The organism is Pseudomonas sp. DF5, from assembly GCF_058148225.1.
The window spans coordinates 17317-31416 of record NZ_JBYVYM010000028.1 but is presented as its reverse complement, the minus strand read 5'-3'; the positions used below and the strand labels follow the sequence as shown (position 1 = coordinate 31416).

The following is a 14100-nucleotide window of genomic DNA, read 5'->3' as shown; positions in this document are numbered from 1 at the left end:
ACTGGAACTCGCGCGTTAGGAGAAGTACATGCGCTATTCAGCCTTGACCCAACGAATCGACGGTGACGGAGCGGCAGCCTGGAAGATTCACGATCGAGCGCTGGAATTGCGCGAGCAGGGCGTCGACGTGCTGCTGCTGTCGGTCGGCGATCCGGATTTCGATACACCGCTGCCGATCGTCCACGCGGCCATCGACAGCCTGTTGGCCGGTGACACCCATTACTCGGATGTGCGCGGCACCCGTACATTGCGCAGCAGCATCGCCAGCCGTCACCAGCAGCGCTGCGGCCAGGAGGTGGACGCCGATCATGTGATCGTACTGCCCGGTGCGCAGTGCGCGGTGTATTCGGTTGCCCAGTGCCTGCTCGATCCGGGTGATGAAGTGATCATCGCCGAACCGATGTACGTCACTTATGAAGGCGTGTTCGGTGCCTGCGGGGCGAGCGTGGTGCCGGTGGCGGTGCGTCCGGAGAACGGCTTTCGGGTCGAGCCGGCGGATGTCGCGGCGCTGATCACCGCTAAAACCCGGGTCATTCTGCTCAACAGTCCGAACAATCCGTCCGGTGCCAGCCTTTCCTTGAAAAGCTGGCAGGAACTGGCGGCGCTGTGTGTGCAACATGACCTCTGGCTGATCAGCGATGAGGTCTATAGCGACCTGTTGTATGAGGGCGAGCACATCAGCCCGGCCAGCCTGCCGGGTATGGCCGAGCGCACTGCGACCCTCAACAGTTTGTCCAAATCCCATGCCATGACTGGCTGGCGGGTAGGCTGGATGATCGGCCCGAAACCTCTGGCCGATCATGTGATGCATCTGTCGTTGTGCATGCTGTTCGGCATTCCGGATTTCGTTCAGAAAGCCGCGCAGGCAGCACTCGATAAGGATTTGCCGGAAGTGGCGCTGATGCGTGAGGAGTATCGCCAGCGACGCGATCTGGTGTGCGCGAGGTTGAGCGGTTGCCCCGGTATCCGGCCGATCAAGCCCGATGGCGGGATGTTTGTGATGCTCGATGTGCGCCAGACCGGGCTCGGCGCCCAGGATTTTGCCGAGCGGCTGCTGGAAGGTTATGGCGTGTCGGTGCTGGCCGGCGAAGCCTTCGGGCCGAGTGCGGCGGGGCATATTCGCATCGGGCTGGTGGTGGACCAGGTGAAGCTGGCGGAGGCATGTCGGCGGATTGCGTCCTGTGCGGCGGATTTGCTGCAGATGCGACGGGCCTGATCGCGCCATCGACTCATTTGATATTGATCAACTTCTGCATTGCTTTGCTGGCTAGACTGAAAATCAATACGACGTAACAAGTCGAGGTTGTACTTCATGTCCTGGTTCCGCCGGCACCGCCAACGCCTACTGCGCCTGATCCTCGCCGTATGGGTGGTTGCTGTGACCGTGATGGCAATCCAGGGGTGTCTGGTACAGCCGATTCACAATTTGGCCGCGCCACACAATGTCGAACAGCATCTGCTGGAGGGTCATGCGCTCCACGCCAATGGTTGCCTTCAAAACTGTGAGGACACTGCCACGGCGATAAAACCTGCATTGCAGATGCCCGCAGCGAATCCTGTCCACTGGGCTGCCCTGTTACTGCTAACGGCGGCAGTCCTGATCATGGTGTTTGATCCTGAGCAAAAATCCTCCTTCGCCGCTCTTGTACTGAAACGTCCCGCGCCACCCGAAAGCCCTGTACGTCTTACTTTCGTCCGTTTCAACGATTAACCCCTGCCTCAGAGTGGCAGAGCACTGGTTGCTCTGTCCTGCTGCGTCGCTTTTTCGCGACTCGGTTTTTCCTGCTTATCCCGTCACAATCTCAGGAGTTCATCATGCAAGTGCCTTCTAAATTCGTTCTGGCTGCCCTCTTGGCTAGCAGCGCATTCATGGTTTCTGCCGAGGATGCGCATCACCCGGCCGACGCACCAGCCGACGCAACCGTGAGCACCGCCCCGGCATCGACGCCAATGACCAAAGCCATGACCGAGCAAATGCAGAAAATGCAGGCTGCACATGACAAAGCAGTAGCGGCTGAAACGCCGGCTGAGCGCCAGTCCGCCTTGCAAGAAGGCATGAAAGCGATGCAGGACAGCATGGCCATGATGAGTAAGGAGCAGAGTGCGATGGGTTGTATGGGAGCTAAGGACAGTGAAGGCAAAGGGATGATGGACATGATGATGCAGATGATGGAGCAGCAGTCGTCCATGATGGAAATGCCGATGAAAAAGTGAATGTGCGGTAGAGCTGCTGCAAATGACATGGCTCTGGCGCTGGAGGGGTGAATGCAGCCAGCACCCCTCTGATGTGTGTTGTTGAGGAGCACCCACCATGAACCATACAGAATCGGCCTACGGTCTTTGGTCGCTGGTTATCATCAACTCATTGGTGTTTATCCTGTTTGCCTTCAGTTTCACCCGGCCCAGGACGAGCCGCGATTGGCGCTCTTTCGGTATGTTCTCGGCGTTCCTGGTGGCTCTGTTTACCGAGATGTACGGTTTCCCGCTGACGATCTACCTGTTGATGCCCTGGCTCACTCGTCACTTCCCTGGCATCGACTTCCTTTCGCACGACGCTGGGCATTTGCTCGAAATAATGATGGGGTGGAAGGTCAATCCACACTGGGGTCCATTCCACATTGTCAGCAACCTGCTGATCGCTGGTGGCTTCTGGTTATTGGCGGCCGCCTGGCGTGTGCTCTACAAGGCGCAAAGCACTGGCCAACTGGCGCTCGACGGGCCGTATTCACGGATCCGTCACCCGCAGTACGTTGGCTTCGTGCTGATCATGTTTGGCTTTTTGTTGCAATGGCCGACATTGATCACCCTGGCCATGTTTCCAATTCTCCTGTTGGTCTACGCCAGGCTGGCGAAGCGAGAAGAGCAGGAGATGCTTGCGCACTTCGGTGATGCCTACCGAACTTACTGTGAACAGACTCCGGCATTCCTGCCCTGGTCAGCCCCCCACAGCCCCGACACTCCTACTGGTAGCCCTCCAGGCTCAGGAAAACAATCATGAACGCTCCCTGGAAAACCGGCATTTCTCTGGCCCTGACCATGGCCATTTCCTACACCATCTGTGCGTTGCTCTATGCGCTATGGCCGGCGCAGGGTATTGCATTCCTCAGCGCCTTGTTCCATGGACTCGACTTCAGTCGTCTTCAAGCTCCGCAAGACTACAGTGTGGCGACTTTCGTCGGACCACTGCTGGTCTTGAGTGTATGGGGCGCGTTGGTCGGTACCTTGTTTGCGTGGCTGTCCGCCAAGCTTCATGGCAGGCCTTGATAGCTGCTTCGAGTAGGAGGCCGTGATGAGCGAATCACACATGCAGCACAGCCAACACCAGCAGGCGCTTGCATCAGGGAAAATGGCGAAAGACCCGATCTGCGGGATGATGGTTGATATGACCATGGCGTTGTCACGAGAACGTGGCGGGCGCACCTATTACTTTTGCAGCGATAGTTGCGTACGCATCTTCGAGTCGCCAGAAAATGAACTGAAGGCGATGAAAACCCGCGTGACTATCGCCTTGACCGGTGTATTGGCCTTGGCGCTGCTGCGTGCGGGCGCCTTCATCGCGCTGGCCGCGGGTGCCACCTTGCTGACTTGGGTGCCGATCCCGGCACTCCCTTGGTTCACGTGGGGTATCTGGCTATTCCTGCTGGTAACACCGGTGCAGTTCATCGGCGGCTGGAGTTTTTACAAGGGGGCGTGGAACGCCATTCGCACCCGTAGCATCAACATGGATTTTCTGATCGCCCTCGGCACATCGGTCGCCTATTTCTACAGTGTCGCGGTGTTGTTCTTCCCGGATGTCCTGCCGGTCAAGGTAGCCGAGCGCGACGTCTATTTCGAGGTGTCGGCGGTCATCATCGCCTTCGTACTGCTTGGCAGGTACATGGAGGAGATCATCAAGAAAAAGTCCTCGGCGGCGGTGCGGCGCTTACTTGATCTCAAGCCTGCGATTGCGCATGTGATTCGTGACGGGCAAGAGGTCGACTTGCCCGCTGAAAACGTCATGGCCGGGGAGTTTCTGGTGGTCAAGCCTGGCGAGAAAATCCCCACCGATGGCGATGTCAGTGAAGGTCAGTCTACGGTGGATGAGTCCATGCTGACCGGTGAGTCGATGCCGGTCGACAAACACCCGGGCAGCCCGGTGATCGGAGGCACGCTCAATGGCAGTGGGGTGCTCACTTTCAAGGCGAGCAGGATCGGTGCCGATACCGCACTGGCGCAGATCATCAGGATGGTTGAGGAAGCACAGACCAGCACGGCACAGATCCAGCGGTTGGCCGATCAGGTCACGGGCTACTTTGTGCCGGCGGTGGTGACAGTCGCGATACTGGCCCTGATCGGCTGGTCTGTTGCGGGGAGTTTTCCGCAAGGGCTGTTGGCCTTTATCGCGGTGCTGATCATTTCCTGCCCCTGCGCCCTGGGCGTGGCGACGCCCGCCGCGTTAATGGTTGGTGTTGGCAAGGGGGCTGATAACGGCATCCTGATTCGCGGCGGCGAAGTGCTGGAGCGGGCAGAAAAACTGAGTACGGTGGTGTTCGACAAAACCGGCACCATTACCCGAGGCGAACCCAACGTAACCGATGTGATTTCGCTAGGCGCAGCGTCGGAACACGAGGTTTTGATGCTCGCCGCTGCTGTGGAGTCCGGTTCGGAACATCCGCTTGGTGCCGCGATTGTGCGCGCCGCCCGGCATCGCGATATCAGCCTGCCGAAAGCGAGCGACATCAAAGGGATCGCCGGTCACGGTATCGAAGGCAGAGTCGACAATCGCACCCTCTGGCTGGGCAACCGGCGTTTATTCGCCCGCCAAGGCATTTCGACCGAGGCTGCCGAGGAGCACCTCATCCGTTTGGAAGCCGATGGCAAGACCGCCATGCTGGTCGGAGTCGATGACCGTTTGCTCGGTGTGATTGCTGTGGCCGATACCATTAAACCTGAAGCGGCCGAGGCCGTTGCGGCGTTGCAGGCCAGCGGCATCAAAGTCGTGCTGCTGAGCGGTGACAACCACCGTACTGCCGAAGCGGTTGCACGCCAGGTGGGCATCGAGCGAGTGATTGCCGAGGTTTTACCGAGCGACAAGGTCGCAGTGATCCGTCAATTGCAAAGCGAAGGGCAGGTCGTGGCCATGGTTGGCGACGGTGTCAACGATGCGCCTGCCCTGGCCACCGCAGACATCGGCATCGCCATCGGTTCGGGTTCCGATGTAGCCAAGGAAACCGGCGGCATCATCCTGCTCAAGAACGATGTGCGTGACGTGGTGACCGCGATCAAGCTGTCGCGCGCAACCATGGTCAAGATTAAACAAAACCTGTTCTGGGCATTCATCTACAACAGTATCGGCATTCCAATCGCGGCCTTTGGTGTGCTTAACCCCATCATCGCTGCCGCCGCCATGGCACTCAGCTCCCTGTCGGTGGTTGCCAACTCCGCACTGCTTAAACGTGCCCGTGTTGGTTTAAGCCAGGAGGCCACATCATGAAGCGCGAAGTTTTGATTATCTGCCTTCTGGTCAGTATCGCGGGTATTGCAACGGCGATTTACCTGTTGGGGCTGACGGGCAAATCGTTGGCCATAGCAGCGATATTCCTGCTATGCCCGGTCTTGGTCGGGGTGCAACTTTTTCGCGGCGTCCGCCAATTCGATAAGGACATGGCCGAGGCCCGTCGTAAACCCCACAGGAGGAATCAGTTATGAGACGCCATTATGTTCCCCATCGCAGCGCCGGCCGTGTCAACGGGTTCTTCCTCGGCTTTCTTGCCATCGCCGGGTACTTCCTGTTGACCGAGCACCGGGCCCACGTCATTCCCTACTTGCCATTCCTGCTGTTGCTGGCCTGTCCGCTCATGCATCTGTTCATGCATCGTGGACACGGTGGGCATGGCGGTCACGAACAGGCCAATCGCGGTGAGCATGACGCGCACGGTGGCTGCTGCGGCCACCAGCACCGCGACGATCACGCAGGCCATGCGCCCGAATCCGGCGGTCAGTCGGACGACGCGACGCAACGCCCAGCCCCATGAGCGCCGTGCCATATACTGCATGGAGGACAGCAGTATGGTGAACAAGTCCTGGACATTGGCTGCTTCAGCGAATCGACTTGCTGCGCCAAGGCGCCGAAGGGAGCGTGCTCATGCCGATACGCAGTGCGCTTGAGTTACGCGTCCGCCGGCTCGGCATTGATACCCACCAGCAGCCGGTGGCGTTCATGCCGCGGGATTGTCACGTCTGCCGCTCGGAAGGTTTTTCCGCCTTGTCACGTATCGAACTGGTCAAAGGCACACGTCGCGTCATCGCGACGCTGATGGTGGTGGATGGACGGTGGATAGCCGGCGGTGAGGTTGGGCTATCGGAATCGGCCTGGCGGCTGCTCGGTGCTCAGGAGGGTGAAAGCGTTGCCGTGCGTCACCCGGCGCCGGTAGAGTCGATGAGCGCCGTGCGCGGGAAGATCTATGGAAGTGCGCTGTCGCGGGAGGCGCTGACCGCGATCGTGAATGACATCGATGCCGGCCGATTCAGCGATGTGGAGCTGGCGGCCTTTCTAACCGGCTGTACCGGCAACCAACTGTCGCTCACCGAGATCCGCTATCTGACCGAAGCCATGGTTGAAACCGGCGAGCGTCTGCACTGGGACCGGTCACCGGTGCTGGACAAGCACTGCGTCGGTGGGCTGCCGGGGAATCGGACCACGCCCATCGTGGTGGCCATCGTCGCGGCCAACGGCCTTTGCATACCCAAGACTTCCTCCCGCGCCATTACCTCGCCAGCGGGTACAGCCGATACCATGGAGACCCTGGCCCCGGTCGCTCTCGATTTGCCGGCGATGCGCAAGGTCGTGGAGCAAGAAAACGGTTGTGTCGTGTGGGGCGCGGCCGTGCAACTGAGCCCGACCGATGATGTCATGATCCGGGTCGAACGAGCCCTGGACTTGGACAGCCAAGGCCAGTTGGTGGCCTCGGTGTTGTCGAAGAAACTGGCGGCCGGTGCCAGTCATGTGTTGATCGATATCCCGGTCGGCGCCACCGCGAAAGTGCGCGATCTGCCGGCGGCGATAAAACTGCAAACGCTGTTGGTCGAGGTCGGCGGTCGGCTTGGCCTCAACGTCAAGGTGCATGTCTCGAACGGTGATGGCCCTGTTGGGCGGGGTATCGGTCCGGCATTGGAAGCGCGTGATGTGCTGGCGGTGCTGCGCGGCGATGCGCAGGCGCCGCCGGACTTGCGTGAGCGTACCCTCGACCTCGCCGGTCTGTTACTGGAAATGGCCGGCAAGGCGCCGGCCGATAGTGGCTATGCGCTCGCCGCCACTACCTTGGCGAGCGGTAGTGCCTGGCGAAAATTCCAGGCCATCGCGAACGCCCAGGGCGGACTGCGAGAGCCGCCGCAGGCGCGCTATAGGCACCCGGTCCTGGCCGGCCGTGAAGGTCGTGTGTGCCGCATCGACAACCGCATACTGTCGCGCATCGGAAAATTGGCCGGGGCACCGGCGGCCCCCGCGGCCGGGCTGGTACTCGGTACGGCGCTCGGAGAACGGGTCGAGGCCGATCAGCCGCTCTATACCGTGCATGCCGAAAGCCCGGGCGAACTGGCCTATGCGCTGGAGTATGCACAGCAGCACCCGGAACTCTTCTTCATCGAGGAGGATGCGCCATGAATCCCCTGCTGTTTTGTCTCGACGGCAATCTGGCTTTACAGACCGGGCTGGCGGCGGCCGCGAGGCTGGAACCCGCCGCCTGCCAATTGAGGCAGTTTCCCGACGAGGAAAGCTATGTGCGTGTGTTGAGCGACGTGCAGGGCCGTGACGCGGTGATTTTGTGCAGCCTGCACTGCCCGGACAAACGGTTCATACCGCTGTGCTTCCTTATGGAAACCCTGCGCGAGATGGGCACTCGCTCTGTGGGCCTGGTTGCTCCCTACTTGGCCTATATGCGCCAGGACCAGCGTTTTCATCCGGGTGAGGCTGTCAGCGCGCGTCTGTTTGCTGCACTGTTGGCTCCGCACATCGACTGGTTGGTGACGGTGGATCCGCACCTGCATCGTATCCATGATCTAGGCACCCTATACCCGGTACCGCATCGAGTCGTACATGCCGCGCCGGCCCTGGCAGCCTGGATCCCCGGCAAGATCGCCCGACCTTTGTTGATCGGTCCGGACAGCGAAAGCGAGCAATGGGTATCGGAGGTCGCCCGGCTGGCGAAAGCACCATTCATCGTGTTGCAGAAAATGCGACTCGGCGATCGGGAGGTCGCGGTCTCCGTGCCCGATATCCAGCGTTGGCGAGAACACACCCCGGTGTTGATCGACGACATCATTTCGACGGGGCATACCCTGCTCGAAACCGCCGGGCACCTGCAACGAGCAGGCATGCGCCCACCGGTGGCCTTGGCGGTGCACGGAGTGTATGCAGAACACGCCCAACGCAACCTGCAAGCGGCCGGCATTCAGGTCTTCACCAGCAATAGCATCCGGCACGCCAGCAACGCCATCGATCTGTCGACACTGCTTGCACAAGCCATCAAGGAGCTTGCGCCATGACTTCCGTACTCACTCATCACGGGCACTCACGGGCTGATCGCAAACAGCGCCGTCGTGCACGAGGTACTGAGTAGAAGCGATCGATCGGAAGATAACGCGGAGAGGAACATGAGCGACAGGACCCGGTTCGTCATTACTGCCTGCGAACGCTTGCACCGGATGAGCGAGGTCGAGATGTGCGAACACAAGGGGATCGGCCATCCGGACAGCCTGTGCGATGGTGTCGCGGAAGCCGTGTCGCTGGCGCTCAACCGCGCGTACCTGCAAGCCTATGGGCGCATTCAGCATTACAACGTCGACAAGGCCTTGTTGATCGGCGGCGAGAGCCAGCCGCACTTTGGTGGTGGACAGGTGCTGACGCCGATGCGCCTGATCCTGTGCGGCCGAGCCAGTTCCTTGCCGGACGCCGGGCTGGCCGAAAGTGTGCATGCATCCGCACGTCGCTATTTGTCCGAGAACCTGCGCTGCGATCCGGCGTTGTTCGCAATCGAATGTGCGGTACGTAGCGGCAGCCCCAATCTGCAGCAGGCTTTCGTGCGCGGTATGTCTCACGCGCTGGCCAACGACACCTCCTTCGGTATCGGGTTCGCGCCGTACTCGCCCCTCGAAAAACAGGTGCTGCAACTGGGGACGCTGTTGCACTCGGCCGAGTTTCAAGCGCGTTTTCCGGCGGCGGGCGATGACTATAAAGTCATGGGGGCGCGGGTTGGCGACAGGATGACATTTACCGTCGCGTTGGCGCTCATCGATCGGGAGATTCACCATGCGGCAGAGTATTTCGCGATTAAGCAGTCGATCACGGAGCATTTACGCGCGACCCTGGCGAGCCCCTGTGATCTAGCCGTCAATACGCTCGACGATACGAACGCGATCGGCGTGGACGGGATTTACCTGACCGTCACCGGGTTGAGTGCAGAGCAGGGCGACGACGGCCAGGTTGGGCGCGGTAACCGCATGAACGGCCTGATCACACCTTGCCGCAGCATGTCGCTTGAAGCGGTGGCGGGGAAAAACCCGGTTTCCCATGTCGGCAAGCTCTACAACGCACTGGCGTGGGAAATGGCACGCGCTATCGTCGCCGAAGTCGCGGGCGTGGAAGAGGCCACGGTGCAACTGTTGTCGCGTATCGGCCAGCCGGTTGACTGCCCGGCACTGGTTGCTGTCGAACTGGGCTGCCGCACTCCTTTGAGTGCGGCCATGCGCCAGGCAGTGCAAAACCTTGCGTATGCCCATTTGTCCGACATCGAACGAACCACTGCGCGTTTGGTCCGCGGTGATCTGCCTGCTTTTTGATAAGAGAAGTCAGCGGGGTTGCTCAGCGGTCACACATCACTGAGCTACCTTTTTAGGCACCTGGCTACTGAGTTCGGCGCATCCGATCCAATGCTTCAGCCTTTCCACGCTCGCCCATTCACTAGGTTAGCCGGCCGCTCACCCGTCAACGCCGCCAACAAATTTTCGACCGCACAAGTCGCCATCGCCTCCCGCGTCTCATGGGTCGCCGAGCCGATATGCGGCGTCGCCACCACATTGTTCAACTGCAACAACGGCGAGTCATGGCGCAGCGGTTCGCGCTCGAACACATCCAGCCCGGCAGCGCGAATCCGGTTCTGCTGCAACGCCTCGATCAACGCCGCTTCGTCCACCACCTTGCCCCGTGAAATATTGATGAAGATGCTCTGCGGGCGCATCAAGGCGAACTCCCTGGCGCCGATCAGCTTTTCGGTTTCAGCGGTCAGCGGCAAGGTCAGGCAAATGAAATCGGCCTGCTGCAACAACTCGGTCAGGCTGCGGTATTGCGCATTGAAGCGCTGCTCCACCGCCGGTTTCGGCGAATGGCTGTGATACAGAACCGGCATGCCAAAACCAAAGTGCCCACGTTGCGCCAACGCCTCGCCAATCCGCCCCATGCCGATGATGCCCAGCGTCTTGCCATGCACATCGCTGCCGAAATGCGCCGGGCCAATGTTGCGGTTCCACTGGCCGGCGCGAACCATGTTCGCCAGTTCCACCACGCGTCGGGCGGTGGCCAGGATCAGCGCGAAGCCGGTATCGGCGGTGGTCTCGGTCAACACGTCGGGGGTGTTGCTGAGCAGGATCCGCCGTTCGGTCAGGTAGTCGATGTCGTAGTTGTCGACCCCGACGGACACACTGGCAATCGCTTCCAGGTTCGGTGCAAGGTCCAGCAACCCGGCATCGAGTTTCAGACTGGCGCCAAGCAACCCTTGGGCGCGGGGCAGGGCCTGGCGCAGCTTGGCCAGGCCTTCGGCGTCGAGGCTGTCGATCAGCGTCACCTCGGTCTGCTCATGCAAGCGAGCCATCAGCAGCGGCGAGAGTTTCTTGTACAGCACAACCTGCTTTTTCATATCAACATCCATTCAGGAATGAGCCGCCACCGGCCGGGGCGCGGCGGCTTTGGCCACGACCCGGTCACTGGCGCCGGGCTTGAGGAAAATCGTCAGCACCACCGACACCAGCAACGCGCCGCTCATCAGCAGATAAGACGCACCGGGCGATCCGGTGGAGCTGTTCAGGTAACCGACCAGATAAGAGCCGCCAAACGAACCGAGCGCGCCCATGCTGTTGATCAACGCCATGGCTCCACCGGCCACGTTGGCCGGGAGGATTTCTGGAACGATGGCGAAGAACGGCCCGTACGGGGCGTACATGCAGGCACCGGCAATCACCAGCAGGGTGTAGGACCACCAGAAATGCTCCGCGCCCAGCGCGTAGGAGCCGTAGAACGCAATCGAGGCGATCAGCAGCGGAGGCCAGACGAAGCGTTTGCGCTTTTGCAGTTTGTCCGAGCCCCAGGACACCAACAGCATGCCGATCACTGCCGCCAGGTAGGGCAACGCTGACAGCCAGCCGGCTTCGATCATGTCCATCTGCGCGCCGGCCTTGAGGATCGACGGTAACCACAGTACGAAACCGTAGACGCCGATGCTCCAGCAGAAGAACTGCAAGGCGAGGATGATGACTTTCGGCGAGCGGAAAGCTTCGGCGTAGTTTTTCACCGCTTTAATACCGACCTGTTCGGCGGCCAAGGCACTTTCCAGGTCCTGCTTTTCCTGGTCGTTGAGCCACTTGGCCTGAGCCGGACGGTCATCGGCCAGACGCCACCAGATAAACGCCCACAACACCGCCGGCAAGCCTTCGATGATGAACATCCAGCGCCAGCTGAAATGCTGGATCAGGTAACCCGAGACCACCGACATCCAGAGCATGGTCACCGGGTTGCCGAGGATCAGGAAGGTGTTGGCGCGTGAGCGTTCGGCACGGGTGAACCAGTGGCACAGGTACACCAGCATCGCCGGCATCACCGCAGCTTCGACCACTCCGAGCATGAAACGAATGACGATCAGCCAGTAGGCGTTGGAGACGATCCCGGTCAAGGTCGCCAGGGCACCCCAGAGAATCAGGCTGACGAAAATCAGCTTTTTCACGCTGTGCTTCTGGGCGTAGATCGCACCTGGAATCTGGAAGAAGAAATAGCCGAGGAAGAACAGTGCGCCGAGCAGGGAAGACAATCCCGGGGTGATCATCAGGTCCTTGGCCATCCCGGAGGCGGCGGCGAACCCGTAGTTGGCGCGGTCCAGATACGCCAGGCTGTAGGTGATGAACACGATGGGCATGATGTACCACCAGCGGCGGGTGGCCAGTGTTGCGGTTTTCATAGTGATGCTCCTGAGCTTGTTGTTTTTGTCGCAGCAGGTAACGGTTTTAAATCTTCAGTGACTATGCGGGCCTCATCGCGGGCAAGCCCGCTCCCACAGGATTTGCGCCGATCCCTGTGGGAGCTGGCTTGCCCGCGATGGCGGCCTCAAATTCGACGAACATTTCGGCTCGGGTGGGCAACCCCTCCATATCCCCACGGCTCTGCACCGCGCGGCTGCCGATCCAGTTGGCACGTTGTACGGCTTGGGCAACGCCGTGGTTTTCCAGCAGGGCGCTGATCAGGCCGACGGCAAACCCGTCACCGGCACCGACCGTATCGACCACTGTTGCCACGGGTACGCCTGCAACGAAGTCTTCTTCCTGATGCGTGCGGTAATAGGCGCCGTGGGGGCCAAGCTTGATCGCCACCGCTTCGGCGCCCAGGTCGAGGTAAAACGCCGCGATGTCAGCGGGGTCTTCGAAACCGGTCAGCAACCGTCCTTCACTCAACCCCGGCAGCACCCAATGGGCGAGGGCGGCGAGGCGGTTGATCTCGGTGATCATCTGCTGCTCGCTGGCCCACAGGCTCGGACGCAGGTTGGGGTCGAATGACACGCTGCGCCCGGCATCGCGCATGCCGGTCATCAGTTCGAAGGACATTGCCCGGGCCGACGCGGATAGCGCTGGAGGAATGCCGGTGGCATGCAAGTGCCGGGCGTTGAGCAGCGACGGGGAAATCGACTGTACCGACAAGTGACTGGCCGCCGAACCGCGACGGAAATACTCGACCAGCGGATCGCTGCCGTCATCGGTGCGGGATTTGAGTTGAAACCCGGTGGGGTGCGCCGGGTCGATGTCGACATGGCTGCAGTCCAGGCCTTCTTTCTCCAGCGTATTGATGACGAACTTGCCGAGGGAGTCAGCGCCCACCCGGCTCAGCCAGGTGACGTTAAACCCCAGTCGCGACAGGCCAATGGCGACGTTGCTGTCGGCCCCGGCAATGCGCTTGTGGAAGTGGCCGACATCGGCCAGTTCGCCGTTCTGCTCGGCAACGAACATCGCCATGGTTTCGCCGAACGACAGAATATCGATCTCAGACATGCGCAGGCTCCAGGCGGGATTGGCCGAGGCGGGCGAGGGTGGCGACGTGCTCGGTGGTCAGTTGCACCAGGTCATCGCCCTGCAGCGGATATTCCGCCGCGCGCATCACGCCTTGGGGCATGTGCCGCAGCAGTTGTCCCCACAGATGCAAGTCGCTGGCGGCCGGCGGCACCGCCACCAGTTTGCCGTCAGCCCGGCGCGCCACCGCTTTGCAGTGCACGTAGCCGACATGCCGACCGAGCAGCCGCGCGGCGCTGGCGGCGGACTGGTCCTGCCATTGCCAGTTGCCAATATCGAAGGTCATTTTGATCGGCAGCTGATGTTGTTCAACGTCGGCGAAAAAGCGCTGGAAAGGTTCGATGCGACCGCCGTGCAAGGTCTGGTCGTTTTCCACCAGCAGGTGTACCGGGCTCCGGGCCAGTACGCGACTGAGGGTCTCAAGGTCATTTTTTTTGGTGAAGTAACCCAAGGAGACCTTCAGCCATTTGGCGCCGAATGTTTCGGCGCGCGTCAGGGTGGTGATCAGTTCGGGATTGGCTTTCGACTGACCCGCCAGCCACAGCTCTATCGGCGAGGAATAGATGCATTCCAAGCCTTTGGACTGGGTGTCGGTGGCCAGTTGCAGCGGGTTTTCGTCCGTCAGCAACTCTTCGCGCCATTCAATGTGCGTGGCATGGGCGGTGGCCAAAATCTCGATGAAACTGCCTTGGCCACGTTGGCGGACGAGTTCAGCACCGTAGCTGGACAGGCTGATGGAAACGGGTGGTTTATTCATTGTTATCATCTCTGAAACCGGTTTCATTTTTGTTCAAAAAAATA

At 60.5% G+C, this 14100-nt stretch carries 15 protein-coding genes; 11 read left to right on the top strand and 4 right to left on the bottom strand.

The window, feature by feature from the left end; all coding sequences use genetic code 11:
• Positions 1–28 precede the first annotated feature (28 nt).
• From AC30D7_RS23005 to AC30D7_RS22955, 11 genes are all read left to right on the top strand, one after another.
• Positions 29–1216 carry a pyridoxal phosphate-dependent aminotransferase gene (locus AC30D7_RS23005; RefSeq protein WP_028940652.1) on the top strand — a complete coding sequence of 396 codons (1188 nt, stop codon included), beginning with the start codon at positions 29–31 and terminating at the stop codon, positions 1214–1216.
• A 96-nt stretch (positions 1217–1312) separates the two neighbouring features.
• Positions 1313–1711 (top strand): hypothetical protein, encoded by a 399-nt coding sequence (locus AC30D7_RS23000; RefSeq protein WP_490135599.1) that lies wholly within the window; start codon positions 1313–1315, stop codon positions 1709–1711.
• A gap of 104 nt (positions 1712–1815) precedes the next feature.
• Positions 1816–2214, top strand: coding sequence for a hypothetical protein (locus AC30D7_RS22995; RefSeq protein WP_490135598.1), 399 nt, complete (start codon positions 1816–1818; stop codon positions 2212–2214).
• Between the two features lie 97 nt (positions 2215–2311).
• Positions 2312–2998: a methyltransferase family protein gene (locus AC30D7_RS22990; RefSeq protein WP_490135597.1), complete on the top strand. Its 687-nt coding sequence runs from the start codon at positions 2312–2314 to the stop codon at positions 2996–2998.
• Positions 2995–3264 (top strand): DUF5676 family membrane protein, encoded by a 270-nt coding sequence (locus AC30D7_RS22985; RefSeq protein ID WP_018929095.1) that lies wholly within the window; start codon positions 2995–2997, stop codon positions 3262–3264. Before AC30D7_RS22990 ends, AC30D7_RS22985 begins: the two co-directional genes overlap by 4 nt.
• A 25-nt stretch (positions 3265–3289) precedes the next feature.
• On the top strand, positions 3290–5473 hold the full coding sequence (locus AC30D7_RS22980; protein WP_490135596.1) for a heavy metal translocating P-type ATPase: 2184 nt from the start codon (positions 3290–3292) through the stop codon (positions 5471–5473).
• Positions 5470–5688, top strand: a complete 219-nt coding sequence (locus tag AC30D7_RS22975) for a hypothetical protein (protein ID WP_018929097.1) — start codon at positions 5470–5472, stop codon at positions 5686–5688. The genes AC30D7_RS22980 and AC30D7_RS22975 overlap by 4 nt, the downstream gene beginning before the upstream one ends.
• Positions 5685–6014 carry a DUF2933 domain-containing protein gene (locus AC30D7_RS22970; RefSeq protein ID WP_490135595.1) on the top strand — a complete coding sequence of 110 codons (330 nt, stop codon included), beginning with the start codon at positions 5685–5687 and terminating at the stop codon, positions 6012–6014. Before AC30D7_RS22975 ends, AC30D7_RS22970 begins: the two co-directional genes overlap by 4 nt.
• Positions 6015–6124: 110 nt before the next feature.
• Complete coding sequence (locus AC30D7_RS22965; protein WP_490135594.1) at positions 6125–7642, top strand: thymidine phosphorylase family protein; 1518 nt, start codon at positions 6125–6127, stop codon at positions 7640–7642.
• Positions 7639–8523 carry a ribose-phosphate pyrophosphokinase gene (locus AC30D7_RS22960; protein ID WP_018929100.1) on the top strand — a complete coding sequence of 295 codons (885 nt, stop codon included), beginning with the start codon at positions 7639–7641 and terminating at the stop codon, positions 8521–8523. The genes AC30D7_RS22965 and AC30D7_RS22960 overlap by 4 nt, the downstream gene beginning before the upstream one ends.
• 108 nt (positions 8524–8631) lie before the next feature.
• Positions 8632–9816 (top strand): methionine adenosyltransferase, encoded by a 1185-nt coding sequence (locus tag AC30D7_RS22955; protein ID WP_018929101.1) that lies wholly within the window; start codon positions 8632–8634, stop codon positions 9814–9816.
• Positions 9817–9911: 95 nt separating this feature from the next.
• Here the strand turns inward: AC30D7_RS22955 and AC30D7_RS22950 are convergent, their stop codons facing one another.
• The 4 genes from AC30D7_RS22950 to AC30D7_RS22935 form a co-directional block, all read right to left on the bottom strand.
• Positions 9912–10889 carry a 2-hydroxyacid dehydrogenase gene (locus tag AC30D7_RS22950; protein WP_490135593.1) on the bottom strand — a complete coding sequence of 326 codons (978 nt, stop codon included), beginning with the start codon at positions 10887–10889 and terminating at the stop codon, positions 9912–9914.
• 12 nt (positions 10890–10901) lie between these two features.
• Complete coding sequence (locus tag AC30D7_RS22945; RefSeq protein ID WP_019578820.1) at positions 10902–12200, bottom strand: MFS transporter; 1299 nt, start codon at positions 12198–12200, stop codon at positions 10902–10904.
• A gap of 61 nt (positions 12201–12261) precedes the next feature.
• Positions 12262–13281: a sugar kinase gene (locus tag AC30D7_RS22940; protein ID WP_490135592.1), complete on the bottom strand. Its 1020-nt coding sequence runs from the start codon at positions 13279–13281 to the stop codon at positions 12262–12264.
• Positions 13274–14056 (bottom strand): sugar phosphate isomerase/epimerase family protein, encoded by a 783-nt coding sequence (locus tag AC30D7_RS22935; RefSeq protein WP_490135591.1) that lies wholly within the window; start codon positions 14054–14056, stop codon positions 13274–13276. Before AC30D7_RS22935 ends, AC30D7_RS22940 begins: the two co-directional genes overlap by 8 nt.
• Positions 14057–14100: the final 44 nt, after the last annotated feature.

Excerpts from the sequence above, each read along its gene's own strand:
- AC30D7_RS23005 (WP_028940652.1), top strand. The coding sequence starts at position 29 with ATGCGCTATTCAGCCTTGACCCAACGAATCGACGGTGACGGAGCGGCA.
- AC30D7_RS23000 (WP_490135599.1), top strand. The coding sequence starts at position 1,313 with ATGTCCTGGTTCCGCCGGCACCGCCAACGCCTACTGCGCCTGATCCTC.
- AC30D7_RS22995 (WP_490135598.1), top strand. The coding sequence starts at position 1,816 with ATGCAAGTGCCTTCTAAATTCGTTCTGGCTGCCCTCTTGGCTAGCAGC.
- AC30D7_RS22990 (WP_490135597.1), top strand. The coding sequence starts at position 2,312 with ATGAACCATACAGAATCGGCCTACGGTCTTTGGTCGCTGGTTATCATC.
- AC30D7_RS22985 (WP_018929095.1), top strand. The coding sequence starts at position 2,995 with ATGAACGCTCCCTGGAAAACCGGCATTTCTCTGGCCCTGACCATGGCC.
- AC30D7_RS22980 (WP_490135596.1), top strand. The coding sequence starts at position 3,290 with ATGAGCGAATCACACATGCAGCACAGCCAACACCAGCAGGCGCTTGCA.
- AC30D7_RS22975 (WP_018929097.1), top strand. The coding sequence starts at position 5,470 with ATGAAGCGCGAAGTTTTGATTATCTGCCTTCTGGTCAGTATCGCGGGT.
- AC30D7_RS22970 (WP_490135595.1), top strand. The coding sequence starts at position 5,685 with ATGAGACGCCATTATGTTCCCCATCGCAGCGCCGGCCGTGTCAACGGG.
- AC30D7_RS22965 (WP_490135594.1), top strand. The coding sequence starts at position 6,125 with ATGCCGATACGCAGTGCGCTTGAGTTACGCGTCCGCCGGCTCGGCATT.
- AC30D7_RS22960 (WP_018929100.1), top strand. The coding sequence starts at position 7,639 with ATGAATCCCCTGCTGTTTTGTCTCGACGGCAATCTGGCTTTACAGACC.
- AC30D7_RS22955 (WP_018929101.1), top strand. The coding sequence starts at position 8,632 with ATGAGCGACAGGACCCGGTTCGTCATTACTGCCTGCGAACGCTTGCAC.
- AC30D7_RS22950 (WP_490135593.1), bottom strand. The coding sequence starts at position 10,889 with ATGAAAAAGCAGGTTGTGCTGTACAAGAAACTCTCGCCGCTGCTGATG.
- AC30D7_RS22945 (WP_019578820.1), bottom strand. The coding sequence starts at position 12,200 with ATGAAAACCGCAACACTGGCCACCCGCCGCTGGTGGTACATCATGCCC.
- AC30D7_RS22940 (WP_490135592.1), bottom strand. The coding sequence starts at position 13,281 with ATGTCTGAGATCGATATTCTGTCGTTCGGCGAAACCATGGCGATGTTC.
- AC30D7_RS22935 (WP_490135591.1), bottom strand. The coding sequence starts at position 14,056 with ATGAATAAACCACCCGTTTCCATCAGCCTGTCCAGCTACGGTGCTGAA.